Below are 20,548 nucleotides of genomic sequence, written 5' to 3' on the forward strand. Positions count from 1 at the left end.
CTTTGTTAGTGCTTGTAACCTACGATGTGGCAATTACAACAAACGGCGGAGCGGCCAGATTGCGAAGAGTGGCTAAGATCTGTGAGCAATATGGTGTTCGAGTTCAAAATTCTGTTTTTGAATGCATCGTAGACGCGACCCAAAAAAAGAGGTTGGAAATGGATTTAATGAAGGTGATTGACCAGCAATCTGACAGTATCCGAATCTACCAGTTGGGTAATCAATACCGCAATAAAGTGAATCACATCGGCGCCAAGGAAACGCTCAATGTGGAAGACCCGCTCATCTTTTGACGTCGCTGGAAAACCTGAAGTGAACATGAAAACCCGGGGAGGTTTTCCGAGATTTTTCGTTAATTTTCCTGTTTCTGTAAGCGGATTGTGGAACTTGAATACTTCAGAGTTGAGAGTTACACAACATCTTGTGTCAAAGTATTAGTGGATTAAAAGATGTTGCGGTCTCCCTCTGTATGAGGGAGTGGATTGAAATCTTGAGAACGTCAAAGGGCTCCTTAACCACGAAGTCTCCCTCTGTATGAGGGAGTGGATTGAAATTGGAATTACGATTTTGGTGGTACTTGTTTTTAAGTCTCCCTCTGTATGAGGGAGTGGATTGAAATAGAATGTGATTGGAAATATGACTAATAAGCAGCGTCTCCCTCTGTATGAGGGAGTGGATTGAAATATTGTTTACTAGCTTTAGATTATAAGGATGGTGAGTCTCCCTCTGTATGAGGGAGTGGATTGAAATTGTTAAATATTCTTATGCAAAAGTTGGTGATTATGTCTCCCTCTGTATGAGGGAGTGGATTGAAATTGCCGTAGTTGTCGGTCTCAATCTTGGCGATATCGTCTCCCTCTGTATGAGGGAGTGGATTGAAATGGCAAAGGGATTAAGAATGTATTTGATGGTGATAAGTCTCCCTCTGTATGAGGGAGTGGATTGAAATCCTCCTAATCAACTGGACTATCATTTTGTTGCAGTCTCCCTCTGTATGAGGGAGTGGATTGAAATTGAAAACCAATCAGACATTGGCGCTGACTTTGCAGTCTCCCTCTGTATGAGGGAGTGGATTGAAATCGGTCTGTCCATGTCTTTAGCGGAAATACCTTCATCGTCTCCCTCTGTATGAGGGAGTGGATTGAAATTGCTTGTGATGATGTGGAATATGAACTTAATTCGTCTCCCTCTGTATGAGGGAGTGGATTGAAATTACTTGCATATGGGTGGAGACGCGAATATAAGCGTCTCCCTCTGTATGAGGGAGTGGATTGAAATCTTCTTGTGCTTTTTGAAGCATCCCCATTCTCACGTCTCCCTCTGTATGAGGGAGTGGATTGAAATATTATGCTGCCGGATTAGCAACTATGTATGATTTGTCTCCCTCTGTATGAGGGAGTGGATTGAAATCTTTGTTTTTTGTTTTTACTGTTGATGTTTTTGCGTCTCCCTCTGTATGAGGGAGTGGATTGAAATTTTTAACCAGGACTGCAAAGCTGTCTTTACTTTGTCTCCCTCTGTATGAGGGAGTGGATTGAAATCGCAATCTTAATCGAGTTTATACGTTCGACCTTACGTCTCCCTCTGTATGAGGGAGTGGATTGAAATCAGAGGCGAGTCTATCGAATTATACAGTGCTCCGTGTCTCCCTCTGTATGAGGGAGTGGATTGAAATTGTGATTTTTCCGTTTTCGTCAAGCTCAATCTCGTCTCCCTCTGTATGAGGGAGTGGATTGAAATCCAAACATGAAGAAGAAACAGGCTCCCACAATCAGTCTCCCTCTGTATGAGGGAGTGGATTGAAATAGCCATCTAGTATAATTTGTTTAGATGAATCACAGTCTCCCTCTGTATGAGGGAGTGGATTGAAATACCTGAGTATGAAAATAAGCAATTCTCAGGGGTGTCTCCCTCTGTATGAGGGAGTGGATTGAAATCACTTGCACCAATTATAAAACTGTTGCCCTCTTTTGTCTCCTTCTATATGAGGAAGTAAATTGAGATGAGGATATAAAATAAGAGAAGGCAATTCAATTGTATCCTCACATTCATTAAAGTTTTCACTTTTATTTCATAAAAAGTATGAATTTTAAAGTAGTTCTTCTCTCACTTTTGTAATAGAATGAAGTTATTGAAAGGGTTTTCATAAAAATGGTAACTTAGCCTGCAGTTATCAAAGGAGAGGATAATAATGAAAAAGATTATTAATGACCCTAATTTGGTAGTACAAGATATGCTGAAAGGATTAGTATCTGCTTATCCAAACAGTTTCAAACAGGTGCCAAATACAACAGTAATTGTGAGGAAGGATGCTCCGACAACTGGAAAAGTTGGTTTGGTTAGTGGTGGAGGCAGTGGACATGAGCCTGCCCATGCAGGTTATGTTGGAAAAGGGATGTTAGATGCAGCGGTGTGTGGGGAAGTATTTACTTCACCGACTCCTGATCAAGTTTATGAAGCGATTAAAGCAGTAGATGGTGGTGCTGGTGTATTTTTAATCATTAAAAACTATACTGGCGACGTTATGAATTTTGAAATGGCTGCTGAATTAGCGCAAGCAGATGGAATTGAAGTGGAACAGGTGATTGTCAATGATGATGTTGCGGTAGAGGATAGTTCCTTTACTACTGGACGCAGAGGGATTGCTGGTACAATTTTTGTTCATAAAATTGCTGGTGCAAAAGCTGAGGCTGGTGGCTCACTGCAAGAGGTAAAGGCTATTGCTGAAAAGGTGGTTGCGAATGTTCGTTCAATGGGGATGGCGTTAAGTCCATGCACAGTTCCTGCCGCTGGAAAGCCAAGCTTTGAACTGGCTGACAATGAAATGGAAGTAGGAATGGGCATCCACGGAGAACCGGGAACAGAGCGAAAAGCAATTACGACAGCAGATGAGATTGCGACAGAGTTAACGCAAAAGGTTTTAGATGATATGAACTTACACAGTGGTGATGAAGTAGCGGTGATGATCAATGGCCTTGGCTCAACACCTGAAATGGAGCTTTATATCGTGAACGGAAAAGTAAATGAAATCCTAAAGGAAAAAGGGATCGAAATTTATAATACCTTTGTTGGTGAATATATGACTTCGTTGGAGATGGCTGGCTGCTCAGTAACCCTCTTAAAACTTGATGATGAATTAAAAGAGCTGCTTAATGCGGAATCACAAGCTCCAGCATTTCGCAACTAGTAAATGGGAGGAAGAGCGATGAAATTAGGCATTCAAGAAGTGATAAACTGGCTGGAAAAAACGAATGAAAAGATTCAAAAAAATAAAGAATACTTAACCTCACTAGATCAAGCAATTGGTGATGGTGATCACGGGATTAACATGTCCCGTGGTTTTCAGGAAGTAATCGGGAAAATCACGAGTACATCTTATAATTCTGTAGAGGATTTATTAAAGGATGTTGCCATGACGCTGTTATCAAAGGTAGGTGGAGCATCAGGTCCATTGTACGGTACCGCTTTCCTAAAAATGTCGGTGTCCGTAAAAGGAAAAGAAGCAATGGATAAACAAGCTTTAGAAAATGCTCTTGAAGATGCGCTTAACGGTATTTTGCAAAGAGGCAAAGCCCAACTAGGTGATAAAACGCTTGTTGACGTATGGACGCCAGTTGTTGAGCTTTTTAAGAATGAAAATGTTGTAGAAAGTTTCTCGTTAGAAGAAATATCCAGAAATGCGATGGAGTCGACAAAAGATGTAATGGCGAAAAAGGGACGTGCAGCATATTTAAAAGAGCGTTCCATCGGTCATCTTGATCCAGGTTCTGTCTCCTCCCATTATTTATTCGCTTCATTAGCAGAGGTCTTAAAAGAAGGGGAGGAATGAGATGGCAAATGTCGGAATTGTTCTTATTTCCCATAGCTCCAAAGTGGTAGCGGGTATACAAGAAATTATCCAGCAGGTCGTTCATAATGTTCCAATTGAAATAGCAGGTGGAACAGAAGATGATGAGATCGGCACTAGTGTAGAGAAGATAAACAATGCAATTGAGCGGGCATATAGTGAAAAAGGGGTACTCTTATTTTATGATTTGGGCAGTGCTAAGATGAATGCGGAGCTAGCGATAGAGCTGTGCGGATATGATCATGTAAAAGTCATTAATGCACCAATATTGGAAGGAGCCTATGTTGCAGCAGTTGAGTCTGGCATTGGCAGGACAATAGAAGAAATTGAAGAGGCAGTGCAAAAAATAACGAAGGAATGAGCGAAAAGAAAGAATCTTCCATTTAGCTTTGTTGATTTTTGGCTCATTTCGTGGGAAATCTTTGTTTCATGGAATAATCCAAAAAAAACTTAATTTAAGAACTGTCTAATAATGAACGAACACTATCATCAAACCATCAGTGTAAACTGGTGGTTTAAATTTTTTCTAACAAACCATTATTGCCAAATTGCTAAAATTTAAAACTGCAAAACGGTATTATTTAAACATATCTATACTTGTTAAAATGAAAAGTAAAACCGCTGTTCCTCACGATAATTAAGTGGCTTTCTATTATGTTCTAAAGAGAGGAAAAGTTGAGATTGAACAACGCTCAATTAGCATAAGTAACTAAAGCCAATCTAGTGCTTGTGATTACGTTAGATAAGCTTCAGTATTTGAATCTAAAAATAGTTAAAAGATGTAAAAAAATCACTGCGGTAATTTTACTTTTTTTTCATAACAATTGTGTTATTTTCGAGACAAAGGGAGCAGATTGATGCAAATTTGTCCTATATAAAAGATTCCTAAAATTTCACATTAATGAGGTGAGTGCTTTGCTGACTATTTATGAACAACTTAAAGAAGCTCTTAGAGAAAGAATGGGAGATACCTTTACGTTTGCAGAGATAAGAGATAGATTAATAACAAAATATAATACAAATCCGAGTAGCATTATTCTTTCAGATTATTGTTACAACCGTTATAACAAAGGGGCAATTTTTAATAAACATCTGTTTGTTTATATCAACAGAAGTACTTATAGGTATGTAGGTGAAAACTATCCATATACAGGACTCATCTTTCACAAGCCAAAAGGAGCAGATTATGAAGCGGTTGTGGGAGAATGGGACAATGGGAAACTAATTCTTTATCCAAACAAACAAATCAGTGAACAAAGAACAATAGGAATTTCGCAAATACAGAAGCTATATGAAAATTACATGGAAATGCTTCGATTTGAAATGAATGTTCTAGGATGCAAGGCAACTGAACTAAGGCATCTTATCGGTCGTTTAGGCGAATTTTACTGTGTTCTTTACACGAATGGTGAGCTTGCAAGAGTGACCAATCAACATGGCTTTGATGTCATTAAGGACGGACGAAGAATTAGTGTTAAAACAACTGCACAGGATAATAGTTTTATATCGATAAATAAAAATACATTTGACCAGTTCGATGATCTTTTTGTTATTCAGTATAAGGATGACGAGTTTAAACTGTTATATTATGGACCAAAGGAAGAAATTCCATCACCAAGAACATATGGAAATAAATATGAAGTTAAAATAAGTTCTTTAAAAAGATGATTTGATAAATCATGGAAGTTTATTTAAGAATTACAAATTTTGCTCTCATTTGCATCTAATAGAAAATCGTTTAATGAGCTTTCACCAATGACGGCGATTTGGTGAGAGATTGAAAGGAACATGAGGAAAGATAGAAGTCTTGATCTTGAACCTTTGCCCGTTTTTGTATAAAATGATATTGATAATCATTATCATTTATGGTTTTATGGAAAGAGGGAAACGTCGATGACAGAGCGAAAAAATGACGATGAGATCGCTTCGGGTGAAGTAGTGCGTCAAACCTTGGTTGAACGGCTTCAGGAAACGGTTGTTTTTATGGAGGAGCATTTTAATGAAGTCATTACTAGAGAACAGCTAGCGACGATAGCTGGATTGCATCCAGATTACTATACTAGAGCTTTTAAAAAGCAGTTTGCATGCAGTCCAATGCGTTATTTGACTAATATTAGGATTCGTTATGCTAAAAGCCGTTTGCTACGTGGAATAGAGCCTGCCAAAATGATTGCCTATGATTTAGGTTTTAGCGATGAATTTTATTTTAGCCGCAGATTTAAATCACAGGTGGGTTTGGCACCTTCTCTATATGTAAAACGTATAAGGAACACCGAAAAAATCGCTTCCTTAAATCATCTTACGACAGGTCATTTGCTAGCGCTCGGTATAACGCCATATGCGGCTGTGCTTAATTGTGCATTTCAAGTAAAAAGGCACTTGGATCAAGTTGTCCCGATTGGTCAATTTAATCCAGAAATGGACAAGCTGAACGACGCAAAGCCAGAGATCATCGTTACGAGAGGAAATCGTGATGAGAAACTGTCTCCGCGTCTGCGGCAATTAAATCAAATTGCCCCGACGCTCAAGCTGGACTTTGCGCAGGAATGGCGTCATCATTTTCAGGAAATTGCCCGTGCTGTGAATAAACAGCATGAAGCTAACAATTGGTTGGACCGTTATGAGGATAAGGCGCTGCAACTGCGCAGCGTGCTTCGCAACAAAGTGGGTTCAGAGCGTATTTTGCTTCTTGGTATAAATGCGGCTGGCGAATTGTACATTTATGGTCAACGTAATCTTGGTTCGGTCCTCTATCATGATTTGGGATTGCAGATGCCAGAAGGTGTAGAGAAGATTTCGCATTATCAACAAGTGTCCCTACAGCAACTTGTAACAACCTATGCTGCTGAACGAATTGTGTTGGTTAGCTTCCAATATGATGGAAAATCATTATCGAAGATTAAGCTTACAAATGAACTTGGAAGGTTGTTGGCAAGACAGCAATGGAGACAATTGCCAGCGGTGCGACAAGGAAAAACATTTAGTTTAATTGCCAGCGGTCATTTATATACGAGTTATAATCCTTGGTCGCATAATTTGCTACTGGATGCCATAAAACGCGGAATTACTTCTTAATTATATTGCTTATTTTGTGTAAACTTTTTTGGCCAACTTTTGCATTGACATAAGTTGGTTTTTTTTCGAAAAAAAATTGGAACATGCAGCATAATGGACCAAAATGTCAGAAATGTTCATGTATTTGAGCTTGACTATGTTTTATCATTAATAATGATTCTCGTTATCATTTAATTTAATGAGAGAAATTAATTAACAAAGGGAGAGTTACCAAAATGCAAAAAATAGGAACGGTATTCATTATGCTGCTAACCATAATCATGCTTGTCGCTTGTGGGGCAGGGGAAACGAATACATCTAAAAATCAGCAAGAAAAGGAAGAGCAAGCAACGGCCGTTAGCCAGGTTGAGGCTACTGAACAAAGTGGTTCACAGGATGGACAGATGCGTACAATCACTCATGCAATGGGGACAACCGATATTGAAGGAACGCCACAGCGTGCTGTTACTTTATTTCAGGGAGCAACAGATGCGGCGTTGGCTCTCGGGGTCAAACCGGTTGCTGCCGTTGAATCATGGATTGAACAGCCTTGGTATGAGTACATTCGCGATCAAATGGACGGAGTTGTAAACTTGGGTGATGAAAATCAGCCTGATTTGGAGAAAATTGCTGAACTAAAGCCAGATGTTATCATTGCTTCAAAAACGCGACATGAAAAAATAAGTGAGCAGCTTTCAGCGATTGCCCCGACTGTGATGACCGAGGAGGTTCATATTTGGAAAGATACGCTGCAACTGACGGCTGAAGCACTTAACAAGCAGGAAGAAGAGGCAAGCTTCCTCCAGCAATGGGATGAGAAGGTTGCTGATTTTAAGAAGCAAGTGGGTGAACGTTTGAATGACACGGAGGTGGCTGTGATTGATTTTCGTACTGATCATGTCCGAATTGTTTATACCGGATTTGCCGCTCTCGTATTGGACGAACTGGGTATTCCTCGTCCCGATAATCAGAAGGGAGAGTCTTGGGGTGTAAAATTGACGACGAAGGAAAATATCCCGTCAATGGATGCAGATATATTATTTGACCAGACGAGTACATCACGCGATGATGGAAGACTGGATTTACGTGCATCATGGATGGAGCATCCATTGTGGCAAAATTTGCGTGCCGTAAAAAATAACAAAGTATATGAGGTCGATACGGCAGTTTGGAATAACGGTTCGGGTCCAATAGCCGCTACTTTAATGCTTGAGGATTTATATGAGTATTTTGAACTAGAAAAATAAGGATTTGGTTTGGAGTGGAGGAGAAGTTGTGATTCCGTTTTTGAATCGGTCAATCACGCGGTGGGCAGGTTTGCTGTTCTGTAGTATCCTGCTCATCGTTTCATTTGGTTTGAACTTGAAGCTCGGTACCACCCAAATTACTTGGGAAGCTGTTTGGGATGCCGTGTTTCATTACGATAGCACAGTGATAGAGCAAATGATTGTTCGTACAACGAGATTGCCACGGGCGGTCATTGCATTGCTTGTTGGGGCTGCTTTAGCTGTGGCAGGTGCGCTTATGCAGGGACTAACTCGCAATCCGCTTGCCTCGCCGAGCATTTTTGGGATCAATGCTGGCGCGGTCTTTTTTATTGTACTCGCGCTTCATTTTTTGCAGATCAATTCGATGAGTGCGCTAATTTGGATTGCCTTTCTTGGAGCTGCCGTTGCGGCAATGACCGTTTTTAGCCTTGGTTCCCTTGGTCGTGATGGTATGACGCCAGTAAAAATTGTGCTTGCAGGAGCTGCGGCTACTGCTTTGTTTTCATCGTTTACCCAAGGGATGCTCGTGCTTAATGAATCGGGGCTGCAGGATGTGCTTTTCTGGATGGCCGGCTCGATCGCTGGACGAGAGCTTCAGCATTTGCAGATTGTACTCCCATACTTGCTCGTTGCGTTCTTCGTTGCACAGTTTCTGGCGCGGCCGTTAACCATTCTTAATTCTGGCGATGATATTGCCAAAGGACTTGGTCAAAAAACGGTGCTCATTAAAGGAGCGACCGCAGCCGTGATTGTGGCATTGGCAGGTAGCGCCGTCTCGGTTGCCGGCTCGATCGGTTTTGTTGGCTTAGTTATGCCTCATATTGCCCGTTTTTTATCAGGGGTTGATTATCGCTGGGTTATTCCCTACAGTGCCTTCCTTGGTGCGATTTTATTGCTGCTTGCTGATATTGCGGTACGTTATATTGTAATGCCGGGGGAGGTACCTATCGGAATTATGACGGCATTGATTGGGGCACCTTTCTTTGTCTACATAGCTAGAAAAGGATTGCGTTCAAGGGAGGAAGGACCATGAACGAGAGAGTCTATCGAAGCAAACGAGAGAAAGTAAGCTTTTTGATCAATTTGAGCGAGCTCATGGTGATAGCGGTGCTTATCTTTCTACTTCTTGTTAGTTTTATCATCAGTTTAAGCGCTGGCGGCAAATGGTTATCTCTTGCAGAACTTTCCAGTGTAGCAGCGGGTTTAGCAAATGCTGAAATGAATCTTGTCGTCTTTGAACTTAGACTACCGCGTATTATCGTAGCAATGCTTGCGGGCGCTTCGCTCAGTGTGGCAGGTTCCATCTTGCAAGGAATTATTAGAAATCCGCTCGCTTCGCCTGATATTATAGGAATTTCTGGAGGAGGATCGCTTGCAGCAATTGCTTATATTACCTTGTTGTCTGGTAAAGCGAGCATCCATTTTCTACCGATAGCTGCCTTTTGTGGAGCTGGACTAATTTCGCTGCTCATCTATATGCTTGCTTGGAAAAAAGGAATTAGTCCCGTGCGTTTAATCTTAATCGGCATCGGAATTTCAGCAATAACTGGAGCGCTAACGATGCTCATGATTACATTAAGCCCAAATGCTTCCGCGAGTCAGGCCTATATTTGGATGACAGGAAGTATTTATGGCTCTTCTTGGGTCAATGTTCTTTCGTTATTGCCGTGGTCATTGGTCTTTATTCCACTGGCATTTATGTACAGCAGGCACTTGAGATTACAAGAGCTAGGAGATGATGTGGCAGCAGCACTTGGTTCATCTGTACAGCAACAGCGGGCAGTGCTTCTTGTTATTAGTGTGGCTTTAGCAGGATCATCGGTTGCAGTAGCAGGGGCAGTAGGTTTTGTCGGGTTGATTGGGCCGCATTTAGCCCGGAAGCTTACGGGAGCGTCGGGCGGAAGCTTAATAGTATCTTCAGCATTAACGGGTTCGCTTATTGTTTTGTTGGCAGATACTTTGGCCAGAACTGTATTTTTGCCGAAGGACATACCAGTGGGAGTGTTCACTGCCGCAGTTGGAGCCCCTTTCTTTATCTATTTGCTGTTTCGCAATCGCAACAATTAAGGAGGCGGTCACATATGACGATGTTGGAAACAAGGGCGTTAACACTTTCCTACGGACAATCACCTATTATTAATGAGTTGGATTTGAAAATTCCATCTCAGAAAATTACGGTGTTTGTTGGACGAAACGGTTGTGGTAAATCCACTTTGCTAAGAGCAATAAGCCGATTATTAAAACCAGACGGCGGAGCAGTCTTATTGGATGGAAAAGCAATATCGAAATGGTCAACAAAGGAGGTAGCCCAGCAGCTTGCGATTTTGCCACAAGCTCCTCTTGCTCCGGAAGGGCTTACTGTAAAGGATCTTGTACGTCAAGGGCGGTATCCTCACCAAAGTTTGTTGTCGCAATGGACGAAAGAGGATGAGCGTTTAGTGAATAAAGCATTAGCAGATACGGGCATGAGTGAGCTGGCGGAGCGCACAGTGGATTCCTTGTCAGGTGGCCAGCGACAACGCGCTTGGATCGCCATGATCCTTGCACAAAATACGAATATATTATTGCTTGATGAACCAACAACTTATTTGGATATGGCTCATCAAGTTGAAATACTTGATTTATTGTATGAATTGAATTTACGGGATCGTTGTACAATTGTTATGGTATTGCATGATTTGAATCTTGCTTGTCGCTATGCTCATCATATTGTCGCCTTAGCAGATCAAACTGTTGTCGCCAAAGGTGCGCCGGAAAAAGTGATGACGCTTAGCACGGTAGAAGCTGTATTTGATATGAAGTGTGAGCTAATGCATGATCCGATTTTTGGCACACCGCTTTTTCTACCTTATGGCAAAGGACGTCGCTTGTCGCATTCTATGAGTGGGAGCTGAGGGGAACGTGATGTCAAATAGGCAATTGACTAAGCTGGAGCTCGATGAATTAGCCAGTCGTTTTCAGCTTATGGTTGATAAGAAATCAGTTAGCTGTTTGAAACTTTTTACGAAACAAACTCCTTCATCAAATCGGCTTCTATGTATGGAGGAACTATTGGAGCAAGAACACTGTACAGAATATTTGCGGTACTTATGTGCAGTTATTGGAGCACCATCGCTTGCTGTCGCAGCCTCACAATTTGCAAAACGCTACGCGGCACTTTTAGTAGTACCAGCTCTATATACAATGAGTATCTATGATAAGGCGCTCGATGTTTCATTGAAGCATGTGCAGCTTTATAATAATGAACAACAGAGCTGGCAACCGAGCCTTATTTTACAAACAAGCAATATTACTCCTGTATTTGGCAACACAGCTGAGGAACGGAGAGACTGGTATTTTTGTTCGATCTCTCAGCTTTTTTTATTACATCTTGCTCCATTGTGGCGGAGTTTGGCACTGGCATCTTCGGTATCGCCTATTATCTTGTGGGAAAATACGGCAGTGCGCATTTATTCGTTATTTGAGAGAAAAATTGCTAAGCTAGAGCTGCCCAACTGTAAAAAGGAACAAGCGCAGGCCGATTATGCCGCACTGCTTGCACTAAGTGATGGGGCTAATTTCGGAGAGTCTTATAACCCGGTTGCACGCTTTCGTACTTCGCTGAGGCAGAGAAATGACGACAGCGGAGCAACGAGAATGCGTCATACCTGTTGTTTTTATTATTTAACAACAAGTTCACCTAAATATTGTGACATCTGTCCGCGCGCAATGAAAAAATAGGTTGTGTTGGAATTAAGAAGGAATGCTGATACTGTCAAAACAATCTAAGAAAAGATGATTAGCCGCTAAATGACCAAAGCTTTTTTAAATGATTTAGGACTCAATTCGTGAAAAGCCTTGGTTTCACATGACTTTCAATGATGCTTTGTAGCGTTGAGGTTAGTATTAACATCACATATAACAAAATCTATGAAAACTTAGTACAATTTCGACAAGAGTACAAGTATTAAATCAAACCTTCTACTGTATTGTAGGAGGTTTTTTATTAGGGTAAACATGAACAGTTTATCGATAAAAAAGCTCTACCATTCCTTAATATGGAACTGCATAAAATGGTTTGAGGTGAATGAACCAATATTCAAATTATTTCACTAATGATAGGGAAGTAATTTTGTCTGTCCGCGATGAAAAAATGTCCTTATAATGGAGCTAATAATCGATTATGAAGCACGACTACTAGTAGAGTGGTGAAATGATGCTAAGCGCTAGAGAATTTCAGTTAACGAATAAGCTATTAAATACAAAAGCTCCGATTAGAATTAAGGATTTATCGAAGGAGTTTGGAGTAAGTACACGAACGATCAAATATGATCTTGAAAATGTTCGAAAGTGGTTTAAACTTCAGGGCTTGACCGTAAATTCTCAAACAAGTAAGGGAATTTGGATTCATTGCGATGAACGGGAGCGTGCAGAGCTTAGAAGGGTTTTGAATCAATTTAAGCGTTTTCAAGTTTATCCGGATCAAGCAATGCGTGTAAAAAGGATTATTCTGTCCTTATTATTAACAAATGGTTATAAGACGGCTGCAGAGCTTTCAGAGTTGCTTCAAGTAAGCAGAAATACAATTTTGAGTGATTTGAACCATGTTGATGAATTTTTAACATCGTCGAATATTGAATTAGAGCGAAAGCCAAGAGTAGGTTACCGTCTGAACGGCAACGAGCTTCAACTGCGGCTTGTGCTGGAGCATATTATTTACAATAGTTTAGATGATTACCAAATTTATAAAATGACTACCCGTATTACAAAACAAGAGCGGCAAGTGGAGATTGGTACCGTATTGGAGAGACCACTAAAACAAATTTATGAGACTGCTGAAAAACATATGAGTGGGTTATATTCCCCTTCCTTAGCTCCTTTGCTTCGACTCTCAGATCTATTAAAGTTTCTGCTGCGCCTTACTTTTTCGGTTGCAAGACTAAATATGGGCCATACGATAAACAGCTATCGGGTATTAGAACGATCTCAATATGAAGATGAGCTATCTCTTTTTCTTGTATCTGTGATGGAAAAGCTTTATGCAGAAATGCAGTTGCCATTGCTTGAGGAAGAGTTTCTATACGTGTCAGGAAATATGGAAAAAGCAGCGGAACAAACGGACGTAGTAGGAATTACAAAGAAGATCATTGAATATGTGAGCCTTCGGGAAGGAATCGACTATAAAAAAGACCCGAAGCTCTATAGCAACTTGCTGTCACATTTGTCATTAAGGCTTCAGAATGGCTCATTATATTTGAACGAAATAAATCCGATGGAGGACGAAGTGAAAAGAAATCATGCTTCACTTTTTCAAACTGTTCAAGAGGCATGTCGCAAATTTGTGAAGCAGCATACATTGATTGCTCAAGACTCATTTAGCTCTTTAATTGTTTTGCATTTTCTCGTTTCCTATGAAAATACATTTAAGCCGAAAAAGAAAGTAAAGGTACTGTATGTATGTTCTACAGGGAGAGGTGTTGCCCGTCTGATCAAAAACAAGGTGGAAAAGGAAATCCCTGCGGTCGATATTGTATCATATTGCTCCCTCCTTGAAGTGGAAGAAATTTGTCAGACTGAAGAGGTAGACTTAATCATCAGTGTTTTTCCTGTTGAAGCTGCAGTACCTGTTATTGTAGTCGAACCGTTGCCTGTCAAAAGAGATATTGAGGAAATCCGCAAGCAAGTGCGGGCAATGATTGGTTCAGATGGTGAGAAAATGAACCAGTTGCTTGAAAACAATGATTTTACGAGCAGTGAAGATAGTGAAAGTCTCAGCCAAGAGATTATTTTAAAAGGCTTTGAAGTCGCACACGCATTATTGGAAGCCTTTCCAATTGAAAAAGAAGAAAACTGGAAAAACGCTTTTATGATGCACATTTTCCTTATGGTACATCGCTATTACTTTGATAAGCAATATGACCAATATTTATATGCCCACTATCAAATGCTCGATAGTGATGAGGAAATGTTCAACCGTGTTCAGCGAATTTTAAAAGAGAAAGACTTACATGTGCACGAGGCTGAGATTATTACAGTGATACAGTACTTGAAAAAATGGAAGTGATGGTATGTGTAAGAAAATAATTATCGAAAATGGCTTAGTCGTTGATCCGGAGAGTTCGACAGTTAGCAAAAAAGAGATTGGCATATTAAACGGTGTCTTTGCCACAGTGGAAGATGTCAGGAAGGAAGGAGAAGCAGGGATTGAATACATAGATGCAACCGATCACTATGTTGCACCTGGATTTATCGATCTGCATGCGCATGTTTTCAAAGATTACACTGAACTCGGAATTGCACCTGATCTAGTCGGCATTGAGCAAGGGGTTACAACGATCGTCGATGCAGGTAGTGCAGGATTCGACCATTACCATGTCTTTAAAGAGAGCATAATCGAAAAAAGTAGAACAGAAATATTGGCTTTTTTAAATATTTCGCGGCAAGGTCTATGTAACGGGCTGTCCGAGCTTGCTAGATTAGAAGAACTAATGACGTTGGAAGAAGCAAAAGAAATATTTCAGAAGGAGAAAAGCCTTGTCGGCTTAAAAGCGCGCATGAGCGGTTCGGTGGTGAAGGGTAGCGGAATTAAACCGTTAGTCCACGCAAGAGAGATTGCAGATGAACTTGGCAAGCCGATAATGGTGCATATCGGAAACCCTCCACCTAATTTGCAAGAGATTTTTCCGCTTCTTCAAAAGGGAGATATCGTCACCCATGCTTTCCACGGAAAACAGCATGGCATCCTTAATGAAGCGGGCGAATTGATACCGGAAGCAAGAAGTGCTGTTGACAGGGGGGTTCGTTTTGACGTTGGACATGGTACCTCGAGCTTTAGCTATAAAACGATGCGAAAGTTTAAGGGCAATTATCATCTCCCATTTACGATCAGCACAGATATTTATAAAAAGAACTACTCGAATCCAGTCGGCAGTCTAATGACGACGATGACCAAGCTTCTCGCTCTGGGCTATACATTGCCAGAGGTTGTCGCTGCCGTAACGAAAAGAGCTGTCGATACGCTTCATTTAAAGGAGCAGGGGACATTTCGAATTGGTTCGATCGCTGATGTGACGATATTTGCCCTTAAGAAAGATGGGATGTTCACTCTCATTGATTCAGAAGGAGAGGAAATGAGTTATCATCAAGTACTTACACCATATATTACCATCAAGACTGGAAAGGTGGCATACACGAAGGAAAATGGAAGGCAAAATGCAAGAGTTACACCAGAAAAGTGAAAATCCGCAATTATGTATGGAAGTAATGAAATATACGGAAGGGCTGTTATCTGAAGAAAAGATTAAGATGACAGATGCGCAAAAACTCTCATTATTATCGCATATTTCAGCGATGGTCTATCGCTCCAAGCATAAGGAAATGATTCAGTCAGTTGATAGAAATCTTTTTCAGGAAGTGTCAAAACAATCGATTGAAATGGCAGGCAAAGTGTGCAATAAATTACCACATTTACATGAAGATGAGAAATACCTGCTTTCCATTCATTTTGAAACTGCAAAAATGGAAGCTTAATGAAATAAGGGGGAATGTAACATGAGTCAAGTTGTAGTTGTAATTGGAGATCGCTTAGGAAAAGGACAAAATGTCGCAAAAGGCGTGGAAGCTGCTGGTGGAAAGGCAATTGTTATCTCTGGTGTCGGTGCTGATATGCGCCTCGGTGATGTCATGAAAACAGAACAAGCAGATTTGGGCATTTCTTTCTGTGGAAGCGGTGGAGCTGGCGCAATCACTGCGCAGACAAAATACGGCTATCCGGCACATTATGGCATGCGTTCGATAGAAGAGGGTGTTACAGCGATAAATGAAGGCAAAAAAGTTCTCGGTTTTGGATTTATGGATACGGAAGAACTAGGTAAGAGAATTACGGAAGCATATTTAAAGAAAGTACAAGGGTAAACGAATGGAGAAAATCGTTCAGTATAAGGTTTCGGTAGAAGGAAAAGGAAAGTCAAAGGAGCTCGCTATTAACACTGCACTTGGGAAAATTCAGAGAAAGGTGATGGAAGAGTACAAAGCAATGATCATCCGTATTGAACCTGTGAGCATCGATGTGATTGAAGCGATTGAACATACGTATACGGAGCGCTTTTTATTATTTTTCTTTCCGAGAAAAAGGAGTGTCTATAAGGTTTTAATGGACGTGGATGTAAAGATTACGCTATTAAAAGTTGAAGATATTGATTTTAAAAAAATCGAGTCACCAGATGGTATTGTAAATAATATTTTCCGCAATGGGCAAGTAGCGGATAAATAAATAGCGGAGGAGAAACGTATGGAATTGATAGAAGTAGCAATAAAATCAATTATTATTGGTGCTCTTGTCGGTGTTGGCGTCGGTGCTGGAGCTGCTCGAATGTTTCATGCACCGAAAGCGCAAGGAATGGGGGCATTTCGGACATTAGGGGAACTGAATGCCTGTGCTGGCGATGCCGCTTCCCACTTTTCGTTTGGATTAGGTTTCTTTTTTAACGCATGGGCATCCTCAGTTGGGGCAGGTGCTTTCACACAGGATGTGGATCACCGGATTATTCCGAACTGGGCGGCAGCAGTATTGATGAGAAAAGGCAGACGTCCTGAGGATACACTCCATAATCCGAAAAAAATGGCAATCTCCGGCGGAATTATTGGAATCATTGTTGTTGCTTTTTTAAATTTAACTGCTTCTGCCATTCCGGAATCATTGCAAGCGATTGCTGTTCATGTTCTTGTGCCGGCAGCGAATTTATTAATTAATCCTGTTATGCCTGTTATTTTCTGGCTGGCTGCATTAGACGCTGGAAAGCGCTCTGGCTTCTGGGGCACGATTTTCGGTGGTGCTGCCCATTTGATTATGGGGAATGCCGTACCAGGCGTTGTGCTTGGGATCTTAATCGGCAAGGGAGTCGATGATAGCGGCTGGAATAAAGTGACGAAGACATTGCTTATTTCAGTCATTGTTCTCTTCATTTTGAGTGCATTCTTCCGTGGCTTTGATATTCAATTATTGGAAAGCATGTACATCACGCCGCCAGAATGGCTGCTAGATTTCCATAAACTATTAGGACTAGAGGTGAAGTAAATTGACAACGCAAACAGAGTCTTTAGAAAAAGATATGTATAAATCATTTTGGTATGCAGATTGGTCGTTTCCAATCTTTGTAGCGCTTCTATCGGCAGGTATTTTTGCCGGAACTCATATGTATTATGTGTATAAAATTGGCGCATTTAATGATGTTGCGATTGTTGCCATGCTAGAAGCGGGAATTCAAGGAGCTGGCTACGGTGCAGCAGCAGCTTTTGGTGCAAGTTTTTTATTTGCCCGAGTGTTAGAAGGTGCGCTTGTTGGGATTCTAGATATTGGCGGATCATTACAAACCGGTATTGGGATCGGTGTGCCTGCGATTTTGCTGGCATCGGGAATTACTGCTCCTGTTGAAAACTTTATTCTTTCTTTAATTACCGGCGCTCTACTAGGGGCACTGGTTGGTTATTCAATTTTAGCGATTCGTAAATTAACAGTCGGACAGTCCAACTCTACTTTTGGAGCAGACATCATGATGGGAGCAGGAAATGCATCGGGTCGCTTTCTTGGACCGCTCATCGTCATCTCAGCGGCTAGCGCGTCGATTCCAATTGGAATCGGTTCAACAATTGGCGCGGCGATCTTTTATATATGGAAAAAGCCGGTAGCAGGAGGAGCAATTTTAGGTGCCATGATTTTTGGTGCAATATTCCCAATATCTTTAGAATAGGAGGAGTAGCAATGAGTATTTTTGCACAGTTCGGTCTTCGTAAAGTCATTAATGCTAGTGGGAAAATGACAGCGCTGGGGGCTTCTGCAGTCAGTGATGAAGTTGCAGATGCGCTTAAAAGAGCTGCCCAGGACTACGTCGATATTGAAGAAATGATGGAATTTGCCGGCCGCGTCATAGCTGAATATACAGGGGCAGAGGATGGATGCCCGACATGCGGCGCCGCAGCTGGAATCGCGATCTCCACAGCCGCTGTCATCACTGGGAAAAATCTTTCCTTAATTGAAAGAATGCCAGATTCAGAGGGACTCAGGAATGAGATTATTATTCAAAAGGGACAGCAGGTTCATTTTGGAGCAAGCATCGCACAAATGGTTCGACTTGGCGGTGGAAAAGTTGTCGAAATCGGCAATGCCAATAAGGTAGAGGCGGATCATATCAAGCAGGCAATCACAGATAGAACGGCTGCACTTCTTTATGTTAAATCGCATCATGCCGTGCAAAAAGGCATGCAGTCGATTGAAACGATGATGCAGATTGCGAAAGAGCACCAAATACCGTTCATTATCGATGCGGCGGCAGAAGAAGATTTTCAAAAATATATCCGCATGGGAGCAGACATCGTAATATACAGTGGAGGAAAGGCATTGGAAGGTCCAACTTCTGGTTTGATTTGCGGGAAGAAAGAGTGGATGGAAGCCTGCCGCATGCAATACAAAGGAATCGGCCGTCCAATGAAGATTGGAAAAGAAGGGGTTGCTGGGCTTATTGCCGCTTTAAAACAATATCCATTTAAAAAGGATAATGCTGAAGAACAGATTGAGCGCATGACGAGGCTGAATACTGCTTTGGCAGATGTGAAAGGATTGTCTTGTTCCATCAAGCAGGACGAAGCCGGAAGAGCGATTTATCGCGCGCAAATTCAGGTGGATGCAAGTAATGCAGGTATGACAGCAGCAGAGCTTCTTAGTCGACTTGAAACAGGAAACCCTGCCATTTTTTTAAGGCATCATTATGTAAATGTCGGGATTTTGGCGGTCGATCCGCGACCTTTATTGGAGGGACAGGAAGACATCATTGCAAGTGAAATTAAACGGATATTAAAAGAGGTGCAATCATCATGAAGCAAAAAGTTATTTTCAATGTATTAGCAAAAGATGTAGAGAACGCGAAAGAGCTAGCAGATTTAGCTGGTGATCGTGTGCTTATCGGTGTTATGGTAAAAAATTTTCCTTCGGCTGAAGCGGCGATCGAACAAGTTGAACTCTATAAAGATAATAAAATCCCTGTTTCAGTAGGGCTTGGAGCAGGCGATCCGGCAATGTGGAAAATGGTTGCAGACGTTTCAGCCAAAACAGTGCCGAATCATATAAACCAAGTATTTCCAGCAGCGGGCTATACGCTCGGACGCATACACGAGCTTGGGGCAGATCGTACGCTCGTAAATGCCCTTGTTGAACCTTCTGGCTCTCCCGGTCAAGTTTACGTTTCTACTGGACCAAGCAGTTCTCGTTTCAAAGAAAAGGTATCCTGTGAAATGGCTGCAACCATGCTCGCTGAGCTTGGTATAGATTCTGTCAAGTTCTACCCAATTGACGGTGATAGACGCCTTGATGAAGTAGCAGCAATGGTGAAGGCTGCTGTCGATGCGGGATTAACCATTTTTGAACCGACGGGTGGAATCGATGTGGAAAATGTTCAGCGAATTGTTCAGACCTGCCTTGATCATGGTGCGAAAACGGTAATTCCCCATTTGTATACATCATTAATTGATCAAGAAACCGGCAAAACAGAAGTGGGAAAAATGGAACAATTATTGAGGCTGGAATGGAATTAAACAGATGAAAGAAGACACATATGCAGTTATTTTTGATATGGACGGTGTTGTTGTAGATAGTGAGCCGGTATATCGGATATGGAATCGGGAGTTATTTCAGCGCTTAAATATTACCGTTCCAGAAGAAATAAGAGCACAGTTAATCGGTGGCAGTTCAAAGCGAAAATGGCAGCTGATTAAGGAGCACTGTCGGCTTTCACAATCAGTGGAGGACCTGATTCAGTACCAATACGAATTCTTTCGCGCAAAACCATTTAACTTTAAGGAGATTCTTTTTCCAGGTGTTCTACCTTTAATAGTGGAACTGAAAAGTAATGGAATTAGCATTGCCTTGGCATCTTCCTCGGATAAAGAACGAATCAATCGAGTGTTAACGGATTGCGGTTTGCAGTATGTTTTTGATGTAATTGTGAGCGGTGAAGATTTTGCCGATAGCAAGCCAAACCCAGAAATTTTTCTGCACACGGCAAAACTGCTTGGCAACCCCCCGCAACAATGCGTTGTCATTGAAGATTCAACGAATGGTTTAGTAGCAGCGACCCGAGCAAATATGAAAAAAGTGGCTGTGAGACATCGGTCGATCAAAATGGATTTATCGCTAGCAGATTTAATGATTGATTCCTTGGAAGAAGTAAATTCTACCAAACTGAAAAAAATGGTGTAAACAAGCTTAAAGGAGAAAAGGGAATTAATATGGTACCTATAGTTAGGACACTTGAAAAAGAGTGTTTTATCTATAGGTATTTTTTTATATACTTAAACTTACTAAATAAGAACTAGGGGACAACATGAGTAAAATAACATTTTCAACTAC

General features: G+C 41.3%; 21 protein-coding genes and 1 CRISPR repeat array. All 21 genes read left to right on the forward strand.

Annotated elements, in window-relative coordinates; translation table 11 throughout:
• The first annotated feature begins 2 nt into the window (after positions 1-2).
• The 21 genes from cas2 (at position 3) to PZE06_RS11660 (ending at position 20,398) form a co-directional block, all read left to right on the forward strand.
• Entirely contained in the window at positions 3-293 is a 291-nt protein-coding gene (gene cas2 / locus PZE06_RS11560) for a CRISPR-associated endonuclease Cas2 (RefSeq protein WP_150915788.1), read from the forward strand.
• 164 nt (positions 294-457) lie between these two features.
• Positions 458-2,004: a CRISPR direct-repeat array (repeat unit 32 nt; unit sequence GTCTCCCTCTGTATGAGGGAGTGGATTGAAAT).
• 187 nt (positions 2,005-2,191) lie between these two features.
• Entirely contained in the window at positions 2,192-3,187 is a 996-nt protein-coding gene (gene dhaK / locus PZE06_RS11565; protein ID WP_150915789.1) for a dihydroxyacetone kinase subunit DhaK, read from the forward strand.
• A gap of 18 nt (positions 3,188-3,205) precedes the next feature.
• Positions 3,206-3,829, forward strand: a complete 624-nt coding sequence (gene dhaL / locus PZE06_RS11570) for a dihydroxyacetone kinase subunit DhaL (protein ID WP_095309258.1) — start codon at positions 3,206-3,208, stop codon at positions 3,827-3,829.
• 1 nt (position 3,830) lies between these two features.
• A complete protein-coding gene (gene dhaM / locus PZE06_RS11575) occupies positions 3,831-4,208 on the forward strand; it encodes a dihydroxyacetone kinase phosphoryl donor subunit DhaM (protein ID WP_095309260.1) in 378 nt (125 codons plus the stop codon).
• Between the two features lie 557 nt (positions 4,209-4,765).
• Positions 4,766-5,515 carry a DUF7225 domain-containing protein gene (locus PZE06_RS11580; RefSeq protein WP_095309422.1) on the forward strand — a complete coding sequence of 250 codons (750 nt, stop codon included), beginning with the start codon at positions 4,766-4,768 and terminating at the stop codon, positions 5,513-5,515.
• Positions 5,516-5,740: 225 nt separating this feature from the next.
• On the forward strand, positions 5,741-6,922 hold the full coding sequence (locus PZE06_RS11585; RefSeq protein ID WP_095309262.1) for a helix-turn-helix domain-containing protein: 1,182 nt from the start codon (positions 5,741-5,743) through the stop codon (positions 6,920-6,922).
• Positions 6,923-7,137: 215 nt separating this feature from the next.
• The gene (locus PZE06_RS11590; RefSeq protein WP_150915790.1) at positions 7,138-8,148 is read left to right on the forward strand and encodes an ABC transporter substrate-binding protein; all 1,011 of its coding nucleotides are present in this window, start codon (positions 7,138-7,140) and stop codon (positions 8,146-8,148) included.
• A gap of 28 nt (positions 8,149-8,176) precedes the next feature.
• Positions 8,177-9,202, forward strand: a complete 1,026-nt coding sequence (locus tag PZE06_RS11595; protein ID WP_095309266.1) for a FecCD family ABC transporter permease — start codon at positions 8,177-8,179, stop codon at positions 9,200-9,202.
• A complete protein-coding gene (locus tag PZE06_RS11600; protein WP_150915791.1) occupies positions 9,199-10,236 on the forward strand; it encodes a FecCD family ABC transporter permease in 1,038 nt (345 codons plus the stop codon). Before PZE06_RS11595 ends, PZE06_RS11600 begins: the two co-directional genes overlap by 4 nt.
• A gap of 14 nt (positions 10,237-10,250) precedes the next feature.
• Positions 10,251-11,063: an ABC transporter ATP-binding protein gene (locus tag PZE06_RS11605; protein WP_150915792.1), complete on the forward strand. Its 813-nt coding sequence runs from the start codon at positions 10,251-10,253 to the stop codon at positions 11,061-11,063.
• A 10-nt stretch (positions 11,064-11,073) separates the two neighbouring features.
• Positions 11,074-11,889, forward strand: a complete 816-nt coding sequence (locus tag PZE06_RS11610; protein WP_150915793.1) for an IucA/IucC family C-terminal-domain containing protein — start codon at positions 11,074-11,076, stop codon at positions 11,887-11,889.
• Between the two features lie 472 nt (positions 11,890-12,361).
• Positions 12,362-14,212: a BglG family transcription antiterminator gene (locus tag PZE06_RS11615; protein ID WP_150915794.1), complete on the forward strand. Its 1,851-nt coding sequence runs from the start codon at positions 12,362-12,364 to the stop codon at positions 14,210-14,212.
• 4 nt (positions 14,213-14,216) lie between these two features.
• Positions 14,217-15,386, forward strand: a complete 1,170-nt coding sequence (locus PZE06_RS11620) for an amidohydrolase/deacetylase family metallohydrolase (RefSeq protein WP_150915795.1) — start codon at positions 14,217-14,219, stop codon at positions 15,384-15,386.
• The gene (locus PZE06_RS11625; protein ID WP_191963223.1) at positions 15,361-15,678 is read left to right on the forward strand and encodes a PRD domain-containing protein; all 318 of its coding nucleotides are present in this window, start codon (positions 15,361-15,363) and stop codon (positions 15,676-15,678) included. Before PZE06_RS11620 ends, PZE06_RS11625 begins: the two co-directional genes overlap by 26 nt.
• A gap of 21 nt (positions 15,679-15,699) precedes the next feature.
• Positions 15,700-16,062 (forward strand): glycine-rich SFCGS family protein, encoded by a 363-nt coding sequence (locus PZE06_RS11630; RefSeq protein ID WP_095309280.1) that lies wholly within the window; start codon positions 15,700-15,702, stop codon positions 16,060-16,062.
• Between the two features lie 4 nt (positions 16,063-16,066).
• Entirely contained in the window at positions 16,067-16,420 is a 354-nt protein-coding gene (locus tag PZE06_RS11635; protein WP_095309283.1) for a DUF4312 family protein, read from the forward strand.
• Between the two features lie 18 nt (positions 16,421-16,438).
• A complete protein-coding gene (locus PZE06_RS11640) occupies positions 16,439-17,224 on the forward strand; it encodes a DUF4311 domain-containing protein (RefSeq protein ID WP_095309285.1) in 786 nt (261 codons plus the stop codon).
• A gap of 34 nt (positions 17,225-17,258) precedes the next feature.
• Positions 17,259-17,897: a DUF4310 family protein gene (locus tag PZE06_RS11645; RefSeq protein WP_095309424.1), complete on the forward strand. Its 639-nt coding sequence runs from the start codon at positions 17,259-17,261 to the stop codon at positions 17,895-17,897.
• A gap of 11 nt (positions 17,898-17,908) precedes the next feature.
• On the forward strand, positions 17,909-19,021 hold the full coding sequence (locus tag PZE06_RS11650; RefSeq protein ID WP_150915797.1) for a DgaE family pyridoxal phosphate-dependent ammonia lyase: 1,113 nt from the start codon (positions 17,909-17,911) through the stop codon (positions 19,019-19,021).
• Positions 19,018-19,734, forward strand: coding sequence for a KDGP aldolase (locus PZE06_RS11655; protein ID WP_150915798.1), 717 nt, complete (start codon positions 19,018-19,020; stop codon positions 19,732-19,734). The genes PZE06_RS11650 and PZE06_RS11655 overlap by 4 nt, the downstream gene beginning before the upstream one ends.
• Positions 19,735-19,738: 4 nt before the next feature.
• Entirely contained in the window at positions 19,739-20,398 is a 660-nt protein-coding gene (locus tag PZE06_RS11660; RefSeq protein ID WP_150915799.1) for an HAD family hydrolase, read from the forward strand.
• Positions 20,399-20,548: the final 150 nt, after the last annotated feature.

The sequence above is a fragment of the Robertmurraya sp. DFI.2.37 genome (assembly GCF_029211245.1).
Taxonomy (GTDB): Bacteria; Bacillota; Bacilli; order Bacillales; family Cytobacillaceae; genus Robertmurraya; species Robertmurraya methanolica_A.